The sequence below is a fragment of the Halomonas sp. AOP43-D1-4 genome (assembly GCF_052446175.1).
Classification (GTDB): Bacteria; Pseudomonadota; Gammaproteobacteria; order Pseudomonadales; family Halomonadaceae; genus Vreelandella; species Vreelandella citrativorans.
Map to the genome: position 1 here is coordinate 1 of NZ_JBQSVY010000007.1, position 20,239 is coordinate 20,239.

Here is a 20,239-nt window from a genome sequence, read left to right on the forward strand (position 1 = left end):
TTTTCAGCGGGTGAAGCAAGCGACTTAAACCTCGCTAACCTCCTGACAAACCGAAGATTTTCACCTTCTTCACCGCTGGTAACGCTGGGCGTCCCCGGCAGCGGATGCGTACTTTACGGATTCGCTGCCGGTTTGGCAAGGCCTTTTTGAAGATAGTTTCAAAAAGCTCAGTTAAAAAGCTCAGCTTTTGGGTTTTGCCTTGCGCATAAGCGCATACGCCGGGCCTGAGAGCACATAGGCACCAAACAGCAAGAGCAGCATTACAGACGGTTCGACCGAAATCATGACAAACCCCAATACAACGGCCAGCAACACTACAAAGGGTACGGGCTTTCTAAAGTCGAGATCTTTGAAGCTGTAATAGCGGATGTTGCTGACCATCAGAATACCGGCGGCCGCCACAACAACCAACATCAGCAGCTTGAAGCCAAACGCATCCGCATCAAAGCTGTGGAAGGTCCAAACACACGCAGCCACCAGTGCTGCCGCTGATGGACTAGGAAGGCCGATAAACCACTTCTTATCAACACTTCCGTTTTGTACATTAAAGCGTGCCAAGCGAAGTGCCGCGCAGGCGACATAGAGAAACGCGACCACCCAGCCGGTCTTCCCGATATCCTGCAAAATCCAGGTGAACGCGACAAGCGCAGGCGCCATACCAAAGGAAATCATATCGGCCAGACTATCGTACTCAGCCCCAAATTCGCTTTGCGTATTGGTCATACGCGCAACGCGGCCATCCAGTCCATCCAGCACCATAGCAATGAAAATAGCGACTGCAGCCGATGTAAAATCACCGTTAATACCGGCGACAACGGCAAAGAAGCCTGAAAACAGAGCGGACGTAGTAAACAGGTTGGGCAGTAAGTAGATTCCCTTGCGGCGAACTTTCTTGCCATCCTCTACCGCATCTTCGACGATCTCTGTGTCGCGTAGAAAGGCGGCAGCTAAATCCTCATTATCGACCTTTTGAGTCTGGTCGTGGTTTTCGGGCTGGGGTGTACTGGCCTGCTCTTGATCGCGAGCGTCCTGAATCATAGGTGTCATCCGTTTAATAAAAAGCCACAAACTAGTGAACACTTTCATTCTACACGGTGAGCTTTAGTCAGCCAGTCAATTACCGCACGTAGACAAAAATGCATGGCGGCTAGCCCTATAAAACAAACGGGGTGCGCCAAAGCGCACCCCGTCACCAAGTTAATAAGCACCTACTGCTTGAAAACACTAGCCCTGAATTTGCCAACCAACTGACCGTGATCCAGAGCATCATGCAGTTTAGGGCTTATCTGGCAATTTCATCTGCAGTGACTGTTGGTCTTAAACCAGGAAAAGGTCACCATTTTTACCGTGACAACCACGTAAGCGAGGTTTCAGAAAACCATTATTAAGTCATTACGTTGTTATAGTAGCGTGTCAGCGCTGATGGCCACCGCGCCGTCTAGTGCAGCGCTGGTAAAGCGTCAAGCAACTTTACGACACACGTATCTTTGCGTAAAACGCTGTATTTGCAACAAACTATTTCACATATTGAAATGACGGTACTGGCATGGATTTTCGCTTACTGAAGCACTTTGTCACGCTTTCTGACACGCTCCATTTTGGCCGCGCCAGCGAGTTGAGCCACATAAGCCCATCGACGCTTAGCCGCTCTATTCAGCAGTTGGAGGAGGAGTTGGCCACTCGGCTATTCGAGCGTGACAACCGCCATGTCGCACTGACTCCCCAAGGGCTCAGTTTTCAGCACTACGCACGCGAAACGTTAGAACAGTGGGAAATGACCAAGCGTCGCCTGGCCAATGAAGCGACCATGCTGAGCGGTGAGATCAGCATCTACTGCTCAGTAACTGCCAGTTACAGCTTTCTGTATGAGCTATTAAGCGATGTACGAACACGTCATCCCGGCATTGAGTTAAAGCTGCATACCGGTGATCCGGCGAATGCAATGAAAAGAGTAATGGAGGGTGACGATGATATGGCGATTACGCCGCGCCCCCGCATTCCCCCTAATGCGCTGGTGTTTAAGTCATTAACACGTTCACCACTGGTATTTATCGCGCCTAACGAACCGTGTGATTGGCTACCCAGCTTCCCTGAAAGCTCAACGGCAGCACAGTGGCAGCAAGTGCCCATGATTCTTTCTGAAGCAGGCTTATCGCGGGAGTACGCCAACACCTGGTTTAAAGCGATGGGTATCACGCCTCGAATCTACGCCCAGGTGGCCGGGCACGAAGCGATTGTTAGTATGGTGGGGCTGGGCTTTGGCGTAGGCGTGGTTCCCAAAATCGTTCTGGATAACAGCCCGCTTGCCAACCGCGTTCGCATGTTAAACGTAAAACCAGAGCTGCCCCACTATGACGTGGGCCTTTGCGTCCTAAATCGGCGTTTAAAAAATCCGCTTATTGAGGCGCTTTGGTCTGCGATTAGCGAACGCTAATCGATTATAAAAAGCACCGCCTCGGCGAGACGGTGCTTTTGGGTCGAGCAATACAGCTTGGCTAAACGTGCAGTGATCAGGTAATTAAATCGATAGCACCTTGTCACCACGCGCAATACCAGAAACGCCAGTACGCGCCACTTCAAGAATCCCTACTGGCGCCATGGCCTGCAGAAAAGCGTCCAACTTGGCGGCATCACCGGTAATCTGCACGGTATATAGATTAGGTGTGACATCGACGATCTGCGCCCGAAAAATATCCACGGTACGCTTCACTTCATCGCGGGCAGCCCCCAATGCCTTTACCTTCACCATCATCAGCTCACGCTCGATATGGTTGCCTTCGGTCAAGTCAACCAGCTTCACCACATCAATCAGCTTGTTGAGGTGCTTGGTGATCTGCTCAATGACACGATCATCGCCAACCGTGGTCACCGTCAACCGCGAAAGCGACGCATCTTCCGTAGGCGCTACGTTAAGCGTTTCAATGTTGAAGTTACGCTGGGAAAACAGGCCGACCACACGTGACAGCGCACCCGGTTCGTTTTCCAACAGAATCGAGATGATATGTCGCATCAGGTACGCTCCGTTTTAGACAGCAGCATGTCGCGCATGGAGCCTAACGGCACCTGCATCGGGTAGACGTGCTCGAAAGGATCCACCTTCACGTCAAGGAACACCAGTTCGTGCTTGTCGGCAAATGCACGCTCAAGCGCCGGTTCAAGCTCATCCTGAGTAGTGACGGTAATCGCGGTAAATCCATAAGCCTCAATCAACAGATGGAAATCAGGCAGTGATTCCATATAAGAGTGCGCATGACGTGACTTGTAGTTCAGGTCCTGCCACTGACGCACCATGCCTAGCGAGGCATTGTTCAGATTGAGAATTTTGACCCCTACGCCGTACTGCTTACAGGTGGAGAGTTCCTGCATCATCATCTGGAAGCTGCCTTCCCCGGTAACACACACGACGTCGTCGTCCGGGTAGTTCTGCTTGATCCCCATGGCGGCCGGGAAGCCAAAGCCCATGGTGCCAAGACCGCCTGAGGTAATCAGCCGGTTGGGCTTATCAAACTTGTAGTACTGAGCCGCAAACATCTGGTGCTGACCTACGTCGGTCGTAACAAATGCTTCACCGCGCGTTATCCGGCACAGCGCTTCAACAACTTCCTGCGACTTTAACGCTTCACCTGGCTTGGACGGTTCGTAAAGCTTGCCTTTACGCTCGGCACGCCAGCCATCGATCTTTTCCCACCACTCAGCAAGTGCTTCAGGATGCGCAATGGGATGGCCCTGAACCAGGCTAATCATCTCATTAATAACGCTAGCGGCAGGCCCTACGATAGGCACATCAGCACGCACGGTTTTAGAGATAGAGCTAGGATCAACATCAACGTGAATAATTTTCGCCGTGGGGCAGAACTTCGACGTGTTGTTGGTAACCCGGTCATCAAAGCGTGCGCCAATAGCGATAATCAAATCAGCGTGGTGCATGGCCATGTTGGACTCATAAGAGCCGTGCATGCCCAGCCAGCCAAGGCTTTGACGATCGCTTTGCGGGTATGCGCCAATGCCCATCAGCGTGGTGGTAATGGGGAAACCCAGCTTTTTGACCAGATCGGTTAAGCCTTCACTGGCTTTACCGGTCACCACACCACCACCGGTATAAAACACCGGGCGCTTGGCTTTAAGCATTAGCTCGATGGCTTTTTTAATCTGCCCTGTATGGCCACGTGTCACCGGGTTATACGAGCGCAGCTTGACCTTTTTCGGGTAGATGTACTCGTAGCGCTCGGTCGGCGCGGTCATATCCTTGGGAATATCGACCACCACAGGGCCGGGGCGCCCGGTAGAAGCCAGATAAAAGGCTTTTTTAAGCACTTCCGGAATTTCAGACGGATGACGAATCGAAAAGCTGTGCTTCACGATAGGCCGGGTGACACCCACGATATCGGTTTCCTGGAAGGCGTCTTCGCCAATCAGATGGCTGGCCACTTGGCCGCACAGCACCACCATCGGAATGGAATCCATATAGGCGGTCGCAATACCGGTGACGGCATTGGTTGCACCAGGCCCTGATGTGACCAGCACCACACCTGGCTTACCCGAGGCGCGAGCGTAACCGTCGGCGGCATGCGTGGCCGCTTGTTCGTGACGCACAAGAATGTGCTTCACATCGTCCTGGCGGAACAGCGCATCATAAATATGCAGCGCCGCGCCGCCGGGATAACCATAAATGTACTCAACGCCCTCATCTTTCAAGAAGCGGGCGATCATATCTGCGCCGGAAAGCAGTTCCACTGTATTTCTCCCCTGGAGGTCTCGAGTGCGATCCGCAGGACATCCTGCGGTGTCGAGTGCGGCGGTATGCCGCTGCCGGCCCATGCCGGCACCTGATGCCAAACCCTGGCATACGGCCCGGTTAGGGCCTGCACTCTCTGAGAGGCACTGATCCATAACAACATACATCAGTGGCTCTCTTTCACGGCTGATTGCCGTGTCGGGGCGTTGGCCAGGCTGAGCGGTTAGCTCAAACCCGGAAGTCCTTCGGCGGGTAAAGGCTTACGCCTACCCTTCGCGCGGTGAAAAGGGGTTACCCGTAGGTCCGCGCCCGCAAATCAGGAACAGATAAGATTCCATTAGGCTCTTGGCATGTCAACCATCAATGCCCGATGAATGTGCAAAGGAGCGATTTGAGACAAAAAAAGCCCCGCCGGCAAGGCCGAGCGGGGCATATGGTTATAACCAAGAACGTCTGATTATCAGTGAGCGGTTAGCTATTAAACGCAAGCTTACCGTCCGAGGCACTCACCCGAATAACATCGCCGGGTGAAAACTTGCCTGCCAGCAAGTCTTGCGCCAGCGGATTCTCGATCCGGCTCTGAATAGCACGCTTGAGTGGCCGCGCGCCATAGACAGGGTCAAACCCAACAACCGCTAGTTGCGCCATGGCGTCATCGCTCACCTCAAGGCCTAAATCGTGCTCAGCCAAGCGGGCTCTCAAGCGCTCCAGTTGAATGCCTGCAATTGCCTGAATTTGCTCCTGACCCAAGGCATGGAAGACGACCACTTCATCAATCCGGTTGATCAACTCAGGGCGGAAGTGATTACCCACCACCTCCATGACCTTGTTTTTCATGTCCTCATAGGCGCTTTCTTTATCAGCGCTGACGTCACCGCCCATGCGCTGAATAATGTCTGAGCCCATGTTGGAGGTCATCACGATCACGGTATTGCGGAAATCCACCGTGCGGCCCTGGCCATCCGTTAACCGACCATCTTCCAATACCTGCAGCAGGATATTGAAAACATCCGGGTGAGCCTTTTCCACCTCATCCAGCAACAGCACGGAGTAAGGTTTACGGCGCACCGCCTCGGTTAAATAGCCGCCCTCTTCGTAACCTACATAGCCGGGAGGCGCACCGATCAACCGCGCCACGGAGTGCTTCTCCATGAATTCCGACATATCAATACGCACCATGGCCTCTTCGGTGTCGAACAGGAAGTTGGCCAATGACTTGCAAAGCTCGGTTTTACCCACCCCGGTAGGCCCAAGGAACAGGAACGAACCGTTCGGCCGGTTAGGGTCGGACAACCCCGCACGTGAGCGCCGCACGGCGTTGGCAACAGCTTCAACTGCCTCATCCTGGCCAATGACCCGCTCATGCAGAGCATCTTCCATCCGCAGCAATTTATCGCGCTCGCCTTCCAGCATTTTGGACACCGGAATGCCGGTCCAGCGCGATACCACCTCTGCTATTTCCTCTTCCGTCACGTTGGAGCGCAGCAGTTGGTGCTTGGTAATATCGGCTTCACTTTCACCGCTTTCGGCAATTTTCTTTTCCAGCTCAGGGATTTGCCCGTACTGAATTTCCGACATGCGCCCTAAATCGCCCTGCCGTCGTGCCTGTTCCAGGTCAAGGCGCGCCTGCTCCAGCTCTGCCTTGAACTGAGCCGAGCCTTGGATACTGGCTTTTTCTGCCTTCCAGACTTCATCCAGGTCGGCATACTCGCGCTCAAACTCATGAATCTGGTTGTTAAGCGCTTCAAGGCGTTTTTTAGTCGCCTCGTCGGTCTCTTTTTTAAGCGCTTCCCGCTCCATCTTGAGCTGGATTAAACGCCGGTCCAGGCGGTCCATTGCTTCGGGCTTGGAATCAAGCTCCATACGAATCCGCGAAGCCGCTTCATCAATCAGATCTATCGCTTTATCGGGCAACTGCCGATCAGTGATATAGCGAGTGGAAAGCTTCGCCGCAGCAATAATCGCCGAGTCGGTAATATCCACGCCGTGGTGCACTTCATAACGCTCTTTTAAGCCGCGCAGAATGGCCACGGTATCTTCTTCCGTCGGCTCATCGACCAACACTTTCTGGAACCGACGCTCAAGTGCCGCGTCCTTTTCAATATATTTGCGATACTCATCCAGCGTGGTCGCGCCCACGCAGTGCAGCTCACCCCGTGCAAGCGCAGGTTTGAGCATATTGCCCGCGTCCATCGCGCCTTCCGCCTTACCGGCACCGACCATGGTGTGCAACTCATCGATAAACAGAATGACCCGCCCCTCTTCCTGGGCAAGCTCTTTAAGAACCGACTTTAAGCGCTCTTCAAACTCACCGCGGAATTTGGCACCTGCTAACAGCGAGCCCATATCCAGCGACAGTACGCGTTTGTCTTTTAAGCCTTCCGGCACTTCACCATTAACGATACGCTGCGCCAGCCCTTCAACAATCGCCGTTTTACCGACGCCAGGCTCGCCAATCAAAACCGGGTTATTTTTGGTACGGCGCTGCAATACCTGAATGGTGCGGCGGATTTCATCATCACGACCAATCACCGGGTCAAGCTTGCCATCCAGCGCGCGCTGAGTAAGGTCAAGGGTATACTTGTTGAGCGATTCCCGCTGATCTTCAGCGTTAGGATCATCAACACTTTCCCCACCGCGCAGGCTATTAATCGCCGCCTCAAGGGACTTCCGGTTAACGCCCGCCTCTTTCATTAACTTGGCAAGCGGGCCATTCATTTCCAGCGCCGCCAGCAGCACGAGTTCGCTGGCAATGAACTGGTCGCCACGCGCTTGTGCTTCACGGTCGGTCAGGTTGAATAATTTAATGAAATCCCGTGATGGCTGCACTTCGCCATCGAACTGGCTTACTTTAGGTAAGTTATCAAGCTGCTGCACTAACCCATCACGCAGACGCGAGCTTGAGCCTCCGGATTTTTCGATCAGGGCTTTAATACCCGTATCCTTGGTATCCAGTAGCGCAAGAAGAAGATGGGAAGGGTCTAACTGGTTATGGCCGCGGCCAACGGCCAAGGATTGCGCTTCAGCAATAGCGGCCTGAAGCTTGGCAGTAAACTTATCAAAACGCATAGTGAGCCTCTTGGATTAGCCCTGCGCCCGAACGCACGGCGTTTCGGAAAAAACTGCTGTCCACTTTCCTAATAAATATTAGCTTTGTAAGTTAAATGGTGCTAGTTCCGCCGTTTTCAAGAGGAGATAATGCCAACCTGGTTATTTTTTGACCCAGATCACACTGGCCATGCGCCCCGTCGTACCGCCATCACGCCGATAAGAGTAAAAACGCGATTCGCAGGCAGTACAGAAGTGCCCACCGCTAATATGTTCAACACCGAGCGCTTCCAAGCGAAACCGCGCCAGCCGGTACAAATCGGCCATGTAGTGCCCCATTCGATAGGGACTATGGTCAAACGCTTCCGCAGTTTCTGGGTGTACGGCAACAAAGGCGCCATACACTTCCGGCCCAACTTCAAACTGAGCATTGGAAATAGCCGGGCCTAGCCATACGAGAATATCCTCGGGCTCGCTATTCATGGCGGCCACTGTCGCCTCTAAAACGCCTCCGGCCAGCCCGCGCCAACCGGCGTGAGCAACCGCCACTTGCGTTCCGGCTTGATTACAAAACATCACCGGCAGGCAGTCTGCGGTCAGCACGACACAGGCGTATTCATTGGAGGTGGCGACGGCAGCATCGGCCTCTGGCACGTCGGCCTGGTAGCCCTGCTGAACGCGCGCGCCATGCGTTTGATTTAGCCATAGCAGCGGGCGCTCATCGCCAATCTCTTTTTGCATCAAGCGGCGGCAAAGCGCCACATGCTCAGGGTTATCACCGACGTGAGAGGCGGGATTGAACGCGGCAAACGCTTCCTGGCTAGGGCCCGTTTCCCGGGTGCTCACAAAGGCCTGCACATTATCAGGCGCAGGCCAATCCGGTATTAGTAGCGTTGGCCGTAAATCGATGGCATCACTCATTGCATGGTCTCACTGTCTTCGCGCAGGTAGTCCAACAACATTAGTAGATCATCGGGCAAATCGGCGTAAAAAGTCAGTGTTTCACCACTCACCGGGTGCACAAAGCTTAGCTCGCGGGCATGCAGCGCCTGGCGCGGGAACTCACGCAGGATCTCCTTAAGCGGTCCGGCAGCACCAGGTGGCAGCTTGGCACGTCCGCTATAGAGCGGGTCGCCAATCAATGGGTAACGGGCATGGGACATATGCACGCGTATCTGATGCGTGCGCCCGGTTTCCAGCTTACAGCGAACGTGCGTATGCGCGCGAAAACGCTCCACAACGCGAAAATGGGTCACGGCAGGTTTACCAGCGTTGGTGACAGCCTGGCGTTTACGGTCTTTAGGATGGCGGCCAATAGGCGCATCAATGGTGCTGCCTGCCACGGGCTTACCGATCACCACCGCGTCATACTGGCGTGATACGCTGCGTGCCTGCAGTTGCTCAACCAGGGCCGTTTGCGCTTGAATAGTTTTAGCCACCATCATCAAGCCAGTAGTATCTTTATCCAAGCGGTGAACAATCCCCGCGCGAGGCACTTCAGCAAGTGCCGGGTGATGATAAAGCAGCGCGTTGAGCAAAGTGCCATCACGATTGCCCGCCGCAGGATGCACCACCATATTGGTGGGTTTGTTGATCACCATCACGGCATCATCTTCATAGACAATGCTCAGCGGTATGTCCTGCGCTTCAAAACGCAGATCTTCTTCAATGGTGGCCTTTAACACTAGCATTTCATCACCGTGCAGCTTCGCTTTCGGCTTGGCCTGGGCGCCATCGATGGTTAGCTCACCCGCGTTGATCCATGCTTTCAGGCGCTCGCGTGAGTAATCGCTGAATAACTCCGCCGCTGCTTGATCCAACCGTGCACCTGCAAGTGTTGCGGGCACGCGCTGCATGGCTTCAACTATCCGGGGCATGACGTTATTTCCTTTGACAACACTCGACAAAACGCCACTAAGCCTGCGTTTTGCGTCGAGGTGATTTATAGTGGGCTTACTGCGACCTATTCTACCATTTCTACTTATGGCCATCGTCGCTTTTCGGTGATTGAGGCTTGTTTGCAACGAGGATGATGATGCGCGTTTTTTCTGCTGCCAACCGCTTTGGTGCCCTTGCTTTAAGTCTTGCCTTATTGGCAGGCTGCGCCAGTAATGACACGACCCCGGAAGAAGAAGATGAGTTTTCCGGAGTGCAAGAGCGTGAGCTCTACGAACTTGCTCGCACCGCGCTGGATAGCAACCGCTACCCCATTGCGATTGAGCGGCTGGAAGCGTTGGATACACGCTACCCTTTCGGCCCCCATGCTGAACAGGCGCAATTAGAGCTGGTGTACGCCTACTATGAAAACGGTGACTGGGAAGAAGCACGCGCCGCCGCCAGTCGGTTTATTCGCCTGCACCCCGACCACCCGCAGGTTGATTATGCCTACTACCTGCGCGGACTTTCTGCCTGGCAGGCGGGTCGTTTCAGCCTTGAGCGCCTTCGCTTAATTGATATTTCCAAGCGCGACATAGGCGCCTCGCGCGATGCGTATAACGACTTCCGTGAACTGATCCAGCGCTACCCGCAAAGTGAATACGCCCCGGATGCGCAGCAGCGCATTATTTATTTGCGCGACTTGCTGGCCCAGCATGAACTGCATGTTGCCGACTATTACCTGCGCCGTGGGGCTTACCTGGCCGCTGTCGAGCGTGGGCGTTGGGTGATCGAAAACTACCCCGAATCCAATGCCACCCGCGACGCACTGGCCGTTATGATCGAGGGTTATCAGGGTTTGGGCATGAACGATCGCGCTCAAGAAGTCATCATCGTACTGCGTGAAAATGCTCCCGACCACGAGCAACTTCAAGGCGACCGCTTTGTACCCAAGCACTAAAATGAATGTAATGGACTGATGACAGTACGGTTTACCCTCCCAAAAAACCACGCCTCGGCGTGGTTTTTTTTAGTTGGCGTTACGCTAATACCTGTTAATCGCCCGGCTGCCAACCGTTAACAATCGGGTAACGGCGATCACGTCCAAAGCCGCGCGATGTGACGCGCACGCCCACCGGGGCCTGGCGACGTTTGTACTCACAACGGTCTACCAGCTTGACCACTTGATAGACATCTTCATGGTCATAACCCGCTGCGATGATCGCTTCAGCACTCATATCACCTTCGATATAGCACATGAGGATAGCGTCCAACACATCGTAATCAGGTAGCGAATCGCTATCCTGCTGGTCAGGCGCAAGCTCTGCGCTGGGCGGACGCTCAATGACGCGCTCAGGAATAGCAGGAGACTGCGTATTACGCCAGCGGGCCAGGCGGTATACCCAGGTTTTATAGACATCCTTGATGGCGTTATAGCCACCCACCATGTCGCCATACAGCGTGGCATAGCCCACCGCCATTTCACTTTTGTTGCCGGTGGTCAGTACCATCAGGCCTTTCTTATTGGAAAGTGCCATCAGCAGTACGCCCCGACAGCGCGACTGGAGGTTCTCTTCGGTGGTATCACGTTCAGTGCCCGTAAAGCTTTCCGAAAGCGTCGCCATAAAGGCATCGACCATGGACTCGATAGGCAAAATGTCGTAATGCACGCCAAGCATTTCTGCCTGAAGGGCAGCATCCTGCCGGGAGATATCCGCAGTGTAGTGGTACGGCATCATCACTGCCTGAACGCGCTGTGGGCCCAGTGCGTCTACCGCAATCGCCAAGGACAGCGCCGAGTCGATTCCGCCGGAAAGACCCAGCACCACGCCTTCAAAGCCACTTTTATTGACGTAATCACGCAGCCCCGTTACCAGCGCACAGTACAGGCTCTCTTCTGGCTCGGCATCCGGCTCAATTTCACCTGACTGCGGCTCCCAGGTAGAGGCGCTGGTTTGCAACAGTTGCACCGGCATTAAGCCTGCCTGCCAATACGGAGCAAGCACTTTTAGCTGGCCCTGTGCATCCACACAACTGGAACCGCCGTCGAACACCAACTCATCCTGGCCACCAATGGTATTCACATACACAATCGGGCGGCTTACATCTTGCGCGCGCAGCTCCAGCAAGCGGAGCCGTTCGTCTGGTTTATCCTGATGATAAGGGGAGGCGTTCAGGCTAATCAGCACTTCCGCCCCGGCGGCGGTGGCAGCCCGTGCAGGCGCGCCTTCCCACAGGTCCTCACAAATTAAAAGACCGAGCTTGGCCCCCTTATGCTCATACACCAACGGCTCTGTGCCTGGAGTAAAGTAGCGCTGCTCATCGAAAACCTGGTAATTGGGTAGCGCTTGCTTGGCGTATTCGGCCTCCCACTGGCCGTTATACAGCACGCCCGCCATGTTATAGCACTTGCCTTCACGGGTCCCCGGATAACCAATAATCACCAGCACGTCGCGGGCGACCTTTTCTGCCATTTTGGCCCGCGCTTCGCGCAACCGTGCTTCCATGGAGGGGCGCAGCAATAAATCTTCCGGTGGGTAACCGGACAAAAACAGCTCAGGGAAGATAACAATATCTGCCCCATGCTCAATGCGCGCTTCGCGCACGGCTTCAATAGCGCGCGCCGCATTACCGGGAATATCCCCGACAAGCGGATCGAGTTGGGCCATTACCAGCGTTAAATCTTGCATGGGCGTTAAAATCTCTTGAGAATCCTTGGAACATTATTACCTGCGTCAATGCATTGTCCCGCAAGGACTGCCTGCTGGCAAAGCCCGCATGCGCATTGATCGTTTTCGGCTCCGTTTAGGAGGACTGGCAAGGATGAACCTTTTGATTATTCGCTTGATAATTTTCGCTGTGCTGTTTTACGCAGGCCTAAAGCTTTACGGCATGTATCGGCAGCACAAACTCGACCGCGACGCGGAGCGCAATGCCTTGAACCGTCACGAAGGCGGCCAAATGGTGCGCTGCCTCTGGTGTGAGGTCCATGTCCCGGAAAGCGAGGCACTGCGCGACCACGAACAGTGGTTCTGCTGCAGCGCCCATCGCGACCGTTATCTTCAAGAACAACAGGATAAAAACGACGGCGCTTAACCCTTTAACCGTGCTTGCGTCGGCAAGTAGGGCGTAGGGTCAATCAACGGCATCCGGTCAAGCAGCTGGTCCACCAGCAAGTGGGTGGAAGCAGGCGCCAGCACGAGCCCATTGCGGTAATGCCCGGCGTTTACGTAGACGTTGGGCTGCTCTGGAAGTGCGCCAATAAACGGGATGCCATCGGGTGAGCCGGGGCGCAGGCCTGCCCAGTGATAAGCAACCGGGCAGTCCGCCAGCGCGGGAACAATACGCTCAGCGCTCTGCTTTAACGAGGCCAGCGCCTCCTCATCGGTAGCTTTATCAAACCCGGTGTCTTCCAGGGTGGAGCCGACGAGCAGCAGACCGTCGCTGCGCGGAATTACATAGCGACCATCTTTCAAGACGACCCGCTGCACAAGCCCGGCAGGCGCCTGGTAGGCGATCATCTGGCCTTTCACTGGGCGTACGGGTAACGCCACGTCAAGCGTAGCCAAAAGCCCTGCACTCCAGGCACCACCGCACACGACCAACCGCCCCGCCTCCACCACGCCTTGCGAGGTGTTAACACCCACCACCTGGCCACCACGGCGTATCACGTCATGCACCTCGCACTGCTCCCGTAGCGTTACATTGGGCATGGCGAGTAGTTTAGCGCGCAGCGCCTGGCCAAGCCGTGGGTTTCGCACACTGCCAAGGGTTGGCATCCACAAGGCATTTTCATGGGCAATGGCAACATCGGGTTCTTTTTGTTGCACGAAATCAGCGTTAACCTGCACCAGCGGTTTGCCTAGCTGACGCGCCCACTGCAGTGCTTTATCGTCATCATCGACATTTAAATAGAGCAACCCCTTTTGACGATACTCAGGGTCAATGCCGGTTTCTTCCAGCAAACGTAGCGCAAGCGTTGGGTAAACTCCTTCCGACCAGCGAGAAAGTTGCGAAATGGGCGGTGCGTAACGCCACGGATAGAGCGGTGATACAATGCCACCACCCGCCCAGGAGGCCTCTTTGCCACACATGCCGCGCTCAACAAGTGTGACGTGTTGACCGGCATCCGCTAACTGCAACGCGGTCAGCATGCCGATCACACCGCCGCCAATAATTAGAAAATCGCTCACAGGCATTGCCTACTCTGGCTTACTTGATGACCGGCCCAGGCCGGATACGGACAGTGAGCATAGCGAGGAGGCCGAGCAGGTCAAGTCACAGGGAAGACTGCATGACGCACAAGCACAGCGAATATCCAACCTACCTTCAAGGGTTTACGCTCATTGAGCTGCTGATTGTGCTGATTCTGGCAGGCATATTGGCGGCTTGGGGCATACCCGGCCTTCAATCACTGAGTGAGCGTACTGCGGTTACCAGCGAAGTGAACCGACTACAAACCGCACTCACGTTAGCTCGCAGTACCGCCATTACTCAGCACCGCGATATTACCTTGTGCCCCGCGACGGCTGACCGCAGCGCTTGTGCGCGTGATTGGGGGAATGAACTGATGGTGGTTAGCGCCGACAAGACCCGTGGCATCCATAAAGACGAGATAATCCGGGTGTTTCCATCAACCAGTGGCGTTCACGTTAGCAAGAACGGTCATGCGCGGATTAAATACACCCCGCTCGGGCATGCCACGGGGTTTAACAGTACGTTCTCCATCTGCCCTGCCAGCACACACAGCAGCACTGAGGGGGCAAGCCTGGTACTCAGTACGCTTGGCCGGGCTCGTATTGCAGAGCCGCCTGCCAGCTGTTAGCGGCAGGCGGCTTTCCCTTCTTGAACAACTTGATTAGGCGATACCGTCCAGATAACGCTCGGCATCCAGCGCGGCCATACAGCCACTGCCCGCCGAAGTAATGGCCTGACGATAGATGTGATCCATCACATCGCCACACGCGAACACACCCGGCACGCTGGTGGCGGTAGCATTTCCTTCAAGCCCTGAATTCACCTTGATATAGCCGCCGTTCATAACCAGCTGGCCTTCAAACATCCCGGTGTTGGGGTGATGGCCGATGGCAATAAAGAGGCCTGGCGCCTGGATTTCTTTTACTGTGCCATCCCGTGTTGATTTCAACCGTACGCCGGTAACGCCAGTGTTGTCGCCCAGTACTTCATCAATTTCCTGGAACCACTCCAGCGCAATAGTGCCTGCTTCGACTTTTTCGAGCAGTTTGTCTTGCAGGATCTTTTCCGCACGAAGGGAGTCGCGGCGGTGTACCAGGGTAACTTTCGACGCAATATTAGAGAGATACAGCGCCTCTTCCACGGCCGTATTGCCGCCGCCCACCACAATGACTTCCTGGTTACGGTAGAAGAACCCGTCGCAGGTGGCACATGCTGAAACACCTTGGCCCATAAACTGCTGCTCAGACGGTAGCCCGATATAGCGAGCACTGGCGCCCGTGGCCACAATCAGCGCGTCACAGGTGTAAATACCGCTGTCGCCCTTGAGGGTGAACGGTTTTTCATCAAGGCTGACTTCATTGATATGATCGAACAGCACCTCGGTGTTAAAGCGCTCGGCGTGCGCTTTCATCCGCTCCATCAGCTCAGGGCCTTGTACCCCTTGGGCATCGCCTGGCCAATTATCAACGTCTGTCGTGGTGGTTAACTGGCCACCCGCTTGCATTCCGGTGATCAGCAAAGGCTTTAAGTTAGCCCGTGCTGCATACACGGCCGCTGTATAACCTGCCGGGCCGGACCCAAGAATAATCAAACGTTCATGACGCGTTTCCATGACACCACCTTGTAAATGTCTAGCTGATAAAGTCGCAAAGAGTTTGCCTGAAATGGTGCCAAGTACAAGCTATTGCAAGGTTAAGTATTGACTATTAGGCGAAGACACCTTGAATCAACCTTTATAAACACCCATGTCCTACTACTATGTAAGCCATACTAAAAAGGAAGACTGTGACCGTTTCGCGGCGTGACATACCGTGCAACGCAATGAGAGGAGAAAGGCATGAGCAATACACCCGATACGCTTCAAACGTTGGAAGTAGGTAGCAAACAGTACCGCTACTACAGCCTTCCCAAGGCGGCCGATGCGCTTGGCAACATTGACCGACTCCCCAAATCGCTCAAAATTTTACTCGAAAACCAACTGCGCTTTGCCGACGATGAAAGCGTTGAAAAAGACGATATGCAAGCCCTTGTCGATTGGCAGAAAGAGGGCAAATCCAGTCGTGAAATCGGCTATCGCCCGGCGCGCGTATTAATGCAGGATTTCACCGGCGTACCCGGTGTGGTCGATTTGGCCTCCATGCGCGCAGCGGTAGAAAAACTGGGTGAAGACCCGGCCCGCATCAATCCTCTTTCTCCGGTTGATCTGGTGATTGACCACTCGGTCATGGTCGACAAGTTTGGTAACGCGACAGCGTTTGAAGAGAACGTCGAAATTGAAATGCAGCGCAACCGTGAGCGTTATGAGTTTCTGCGCTGGGGCCAACAGGCCTTTAATAACTTCAGCGTGGTGCCGCCCGGCACCGGTATTTGCCATCAGGTAAACCTTGAGTACCTGGGCCGAAGCGTGTGGACCAAGGAAGAGGACGGCACCACATTTGCCTACCCGGATACCCTCGTGGGCACCGACTCCCACACCACCATGATCAACGGCCTGGGCGTGCTAGGCTGGGGCGTGGGCGGTATTGAGGCGGAAGCGGCCATGCTCGGCCAGCCAGTCTCCATGCTGATTCCAGAAGTTATCGGCTTCAAACTGACCGGCAAACTGCGAGAAGGCATTACCGCCACCGACCTGGTACTCACCGTGACGGAGATGCTGCGCAAAAAAGGGGTTGTGGGTAAGTTTGTCGAATTCTACGGCGATGGCCTAAAAGACCTGCCGCTTGCTGACCGCGCCACCATTGCCAATATGGCCCCGGAATACGGCGCTACCTGCGGCTTCTTCCCGGTCGATGACGAAACACTGAACTATATGCGCTTAACCGGGCGCGAAGATGACCAGATTGCGCTAGTAGAAGCCTATAGCAAAATGCAGGGCTTATGGCGTGAGCCGGGCGATGAGCCGGTGTTCACCGATGCCCTGCACCTTGATATGACCGAAGTGGAAGCCAGTCTCGCTGGCCCTAAACGCCCGCAGGATCGCGTTGCCTTAAAAGACATGGCCGCCGCCTTTAATAAAGTCATGCAGGAGGATGCCAAGGCACAGCCCAACGCGGAAAAAGGCAAGTTCGACTCCGAAGGCGGCCAGACAGCCGTAGGCATTGAGCGCAGCCTTGAGGGGGACTTCAAGCACGCCTCCAGCCAGAAAGTCACCATTGACGACCAGGATTTCAGCCTGGACCCAGGCGCGGTGGTCATTGCTGCCATCACCTCATGCACCAATACGTCCAACCCCAGTGTGATGATGGCTGCAGGCCTGCTGGCGCGCAAAGCGCGTGAAAAAGGCCTAACCACCAAGCCCTGGGTGAAAACCTCGCTGGCGCCTGGCTCCAAGGTCGTCACCGACTACCTGGCCGCGGCCAACTTGAACGAGGATTTGAATGCGCTGGGCTTTAACCTGGTGGGTTATGGCTGCACGACATGCATCGGCAACTCAGGCCCACTGCCTGAAGCGATTGAGAAAGCGGTAAACCAGGGAGATTTAACCGTTGCCTCGGTCCTTTCAGGCAACCGTAACTTTGAAGGCCGTGTTCATCCGCTGGTCAAAACCAACTGGCTTGCGTCTCCCCCCTTGGTCGTCGCTTATGCGCTGGCGGGCAATGTACAGCGTGATTTAACTCAGGAGCCACTCGGCCAGGACAGTGACGGCAACCCGGTTTATCTAAAGGATATCTGGCCCTCTCAAGCCGAAATTGCCGAGGCCGTCGAGAAAGTAAATACCGATATGTTCCGTAAAGAGTACGGTGAGGTATTTAAAGGCGATGAAACCTGGCAGGCAATTGACGTTCCTGAAAGTCAGGTCTACCAATGGCCCGAATCTACTTACATCCAGCACCCACCCTTCTTTGAAGGCATGGGACGCGAACCAGATGCGATCGAGGACGTCAGCAATGCCCGCGTTCTGGCCATGTTGGGCGACTCGGTGACCACTGACCATATTTCCCCCGCAGGCGCGATCAAACCGGATAGCCCCGCAGGCCGCTACCTGCAAGAACATGGCGTTAAGCCGGTCGACTTTAACTCCTACGGCTCGCGCCGGGGGAATCATGAGGTCATGATGCGCGGCACCTTTGCCAACGTACGTATCAAAAACGAGATGCTGGACGGCGTGGTCGGCGGCGAAACGCGCTATGTTCCCAGTGGGGAGCAAATGGCGATTTACGATGCCGCCATGAAATACCAGGAGGCTGGCACACCGCTGGTCGTTATTGCTGGTAAAGAGTATGGCACCGGCTCTTCGCGTGACTGGGCAGCCAAAGGTACGCGCTTGCTAGGCGTTCGCGCGGTTCTCGCGGAATCCTTTGAGCGTATTCACCGCTCCAACCTGATCGGCATGGGCGTGGTGCCGCTGCAGTTCCCGGAAGGTGAAACCCGCGAAACGCTGGGATTAACCGGCGATGAAGAGATATCCATTGCGGGACTAAGTGATTTAAGCCCCGGCAAAACGGTGCAGGTAGTGATTAAAACCGGTGAAAAAGAGCATACCGTTGATGCCAAGTGTCGAATTGATACGGTCAATGAGCTGGCTTACTACCGTCATGGTGGTATCCTTCACTACGTGCTGCGCAAAATGATCGGCGCCGCATAAGTAATACCTACCAATGCTTGTATGCCCCCACCTCGGTGGGGGTTTTTTATGAGCGCTCGTTTAAACGGCGCGGCGGCGATAGGTACGATACTCAGGTGACCAGCTTGCTTTCTCGATGTCTTCGCGCAGTTTGGTGCCGCTGGTCGTTAGCGCAACGCCGTTATGCTGAGCAGTGGCGGCTACTTCAAAGGCAATCGACTGGCTGATTTCACGAATACGCGAAAGCGGCGGTAACAGCGCACCTTTACCCTCTTTAACGATGGGTGCTTCACGCGCCAGCGCACGAGACGCGCTCATCAACATCTCATCGGTCACCCGATTTGCATTCGAAGCAATGACGCCCAACCCGATGCCCGGGAAGATATACGCGTTGTTGCACTGGGCAATGGGGTATGTGCGCCCGTTATATACCACAGGAGTAAACGGACTACCGGTGGCGACCAGTGCTTGGCCGTCGGTCCAGCGGATCACATCGTCAGGAACAGCTTCTGCCTGAGACGTTGGATTAGAGAGCGGCATAATCACCGGGTGCTCGCAGCCTGCATGCATGGTTTTAACCACTTGCTCGGTGAATATCCCACGCTGACCGCAAACACCGACCAGAATAGTCGGCTTCATCTGGGCAATGGTTTCTTCCAACCCTTGGCCATTCCAATCCGCGACCAGCGCAGGATCGTGGGCCAAACGGCGCTGAAAATCGCGCTGCCACTCTTGATCCGTCGTCATCAAGCCTTCGCGGTCGACAACAAAAATACGCGCACGCGCTTCATGTTCGGAGAGACCTTCGGCCTCCATGGCCACCACGACCTGCTCAGCGATACCACAGCCGGCTGAACCACCGCCAACGAACACCACGCGTTGCTGGGCAATGCTCTCTTCACGCGCCTGACAGGCTGCCATGAGCGTTCCCACGACAACGGATGCCGTACCCTGAACATCATCGTTAAAGCAGCACAACTCGTTGCGATAGCGCTCAAGCAGCGGTACGGCGTTGGCTTGGGCAAAATCTTCAAACTGTAGCAAAACATTCGGCCAGCGGCGCTTCAGCGCTGAGATGAACGCTGCCATAAAGGCGTTGTACTCTTCCTGACCCACGCGTTTATGGCGCCAGCCCATGTACATGGGGTCATCCAGCAGCGCCTGATTATTAGTGCCTACATCAATCACGATGGGTAGCGTATGGGCCGGACTAATACCGCCACAGGCGGTATAAAGCGCCAGCTTACCAATGGGAATCCCCATACCACCGATCCCCTGGTCACCCAGCCCTAAAATACGTTCGCCGTCAGTGACTACGATAACTTTAACGTTATCCTTAGTGGCGCTGCGCAGAATATCGTCCAGATGATCGCGGTCCTGATAGCCGATAAACAAGCCCCGGTGATTGCGATAAATATTGGAAAATTCCTGACATGCCTGGCCAACGGTTGGCGTATAGATGATCGGCAGCATCTCTTCAAGATGCTCAGATACCAAGCGGAAGTAGAGCGTTTCGTTGTCGTCTTGAATGGCGCGCAAATAAATATGGCGCTCAAGATCGCTATTGCACTGCTGGTACTGCCGATAAGCGCGCTCTAGCTGATCATCAATGGTTTCGACATTTTGCGGCAGCAAACCAATCAAGTTAAACGCCAAACGCTCCTCTTGAGTAAACGCGCTGCCTTTGTTCAATAGCGGCATTTCAAGTAAGGAAGGACCGGCGTAAGGAATATATAAGGGGCGCTTACTCGTCGTCATAGGGGCTCTCTTCTTTTCCATTACCGCTGCATCGCAGCAATTTCAAGCGTTTACGGTTTATC

The 20,239-nt window shown here is 54.7% G+C and carries 15 protein-coding genes; 5 read left to right on the plus strand and 10 right to left on the minus strand.

Annotated elements, in window-relative coordinates; genetic code table 11:
• Positions 1-180: 180 nt before the first annotated feature.
• Complete coding sequence (gene pssA / locus ACT3RQ_RS08815) at positions 181-1,038, minus strand: CDP-diacylglycerol--serine O-phosphatidyltransferase (protein ID WP_087107270.1); 858 nt, start codon at positions 1,036-1,038, stop codon at positions 181-183.
• 508 nt (positions 1,039-1,546) lie between these two features.
• Here pssA and ilvY point away from each other — a divergent pair.
• Positions 1,547-2,434 (plus strand): HTH-type transcriptional activator IlvY, encoded by an 888-nt coding sequence (gene ilvY, locus ACT3RQ_RS08820; protein WP_444640896.1) that lies wholly within the window; start codon positions 1,547-1,549, stop codon positions 2,432-2,434.
• An 84-nt stretch (positions 2,435-2,518) separates the two neighbouring features.
• Here the strand turns inward: ilvY and ilvN are convergent, their stop codons facing one another.
• From ilvN to rluD, 5 genes are all read right to left on the minus strand, one after another.
• A complete protein-coding gene (ilvN, locus tag ACT3RQ_RS08825) occupies positions 2,519-3,010 on the minus strand; it encodes an acetolactate synthase small subunit (protein WP_172118949.1) in 492 nt (163 codons plus the stop codon).
• Positions 3,010-4,734, minus strand: coding sequence for an acetolactate synthase 3 large subunit (locus tag ACT3RQ_RS08830; protein ID WP_172118948.1), 1,725 nt, complete (start codon positions 4,732-4,734; stop codon positions 3,010-3,012). The genes ilvN and ACT3RQ_RS08830 overlap by 1 nt, the downstream gene beginning before the upstream one ends.
• Before the next feature lie 472 nt (positions 4,735-5,206).
• Positions 5,207-7,804 carry an ATP-dependent chaperone ClpB gene (gene clpB / locus ACT3RQ_RS08835; RefSeq protein WP_444680347.1) on the minus strand — a complete coding sequence of 866 codons (2,598 nt, stop codon included), beginning with the start codon at positions 7,802-7,804 and terminating at the stop codon, positions 5,207-5,209.
• 141 nt (positions 7,805-7,945) lie between these two features.
• A complete protein-coding gene (gene pgeF / locus ACT3RQ_RS08840) occupies positions 7,946-8,704 on the minus strand; it encodes a peptidoglycan editing factor PgeF (protein WP_444622203.1) in 759 nt (252 codons plus the stop codon).
• Positions 8,701-9,660 (minus strand): 23S rRNA pseudouridine(1911/1915/1917) synthase RluD, encoded by a 960-nt coding sequence (rluD, locus tag ACT3RQ_RS08845; protein ID WP_441679376.1) that lies wholly within the window; start codon positions 9,658-9,660, stop codon positions 8,701-8,703. The genes pgeF and rluD overlap by 4 nt, the downstream gene beginning before the upstream one ends.
• A 158-nt stretch (positions 9,661-9,818) precedes the next feature.
• Between rluD and ACT3RQ_RS08850 the strand changes: the two genes are divergently transcribed.
• Entirely contained in the window at positions 9,819-10,619 is an 801-nt protein-coding gene (locus ACT3RQ_RS08850; RefSeq protein ID WP_172118945.1) for an outer membrane protein assembly factor BamD, read from the plus strand.
• A gap of 94 nt (positions 10,620-10,713) precedes the next feature.
• Here ACT3RQ_RS08850 and ACT3RQ_RS08855 read toward each other — a convergent pair whose 3' ends face one another.
• On the minus strand, positions 10,714-12,348 hold the full coding sequence (locus ACT3RQ_RS08855; RefSeq protein WP_444622205.1) for an NAD+ synthase: 1,635 nt from the start codon (positions 12,346-12,348) through the stop codon (positions 10,714-10,716).
• A gap of 133 nt (positions 12,349-12,481) precedes the next feature.
• Between ACT3RQ_RS08855 and ACT3RQ_RS08860 the strand changes: the two genes are divergently transcribed.
• Complete coding sequence (locus ACT3RQ_RS08860) at positions 12,482-12,754, plus strand: PP0621 family protein (protein WP_444640892.1); 273 nt, start codon at positions 12,482-12,484, stop codon at positions 12,752-12,754.
• Here the strand turns inward: ACT3RQ_RS08860 and thiO are convergent.
• Entirely contained in the window at positions 12,751-13,851 is a 1,101-nt protein-coding gene (gene thiO, locus ACT3RQ_RS08865; RefSeq protein WP_444640890.1) for a glycine oxidase ThiO, read from the minus strand. The genes ACT3RQ_RS08860 and thiO overlap by 4 nt on opposite strands.
• 101 nt (positions 13,852-13,952) lie before the next feature.
• Between thiO and ACT3RQ_RS08870 the strand changes: the two genes are divergently transcribed.
• Complete coding sequence (locus tag ACT3RQ_RS08870; RefSeq protein ID WP_444640888.1) at positions 13,953-14,483, plus strand: GspH/FimT family pseudopilin; 531 nt, start codon at positions 13,953-13,955, stop codon at positions 14,481-14,483.
• Positions 14,484-14,516: 33 nt separating this feature from the next.
• Here ACT3RQ_RS08870 and trxB read toward each other — a convergent pair whose 3' ends face one another.
• Complete coding sequence (trxB, locus tag ACT3RQ_RS08875; RefSeq protein WP_444640886.1) at positions 14,517-15,467, minus strand: thioredoxin-disulfide reductase; 951 nt, start codon at positions 15,465-15,467, stop codon at positions 14,517-14,519.
• A gap of 225 nt (positions 15,468-15,692) precedes the next feature.
• Here trxB and acnA point away from each other — a divergent pair, with 225 nt between their 5' ends.
• On the plus strand, positions 15,693-18,440 hold the full coding sequence (gene acnA / locus ACT3RQ_RS08880; protein WP_444622209.1) for an aconitate hydratase AcnA: 2,748 nt from the start codon (positions 15,693-15,695) through the stop codon (positions 18,438-18,440).
• A 60-nt stretch (positions 18,441-18,500) separates the two neighbouring features.
• Here acnA and ACT3RQ_RS08885 read toward each other — a convergent pair whose 3' ends face one another.
• Positions 18,501-20,177: an NAD-dependent malic enzyme gene (locus tag ACT3RQ_RS08885; protein WP_444622210.1), complete on the minus strand. Its 1,677-nt coding sequence runs from the start codon at positions 20,175-20,177 to the stop codon at positions 18,501-18,503.
• Between the last annotated feature and the right edge of the window lie 62 nt (positions 20,178-20,239).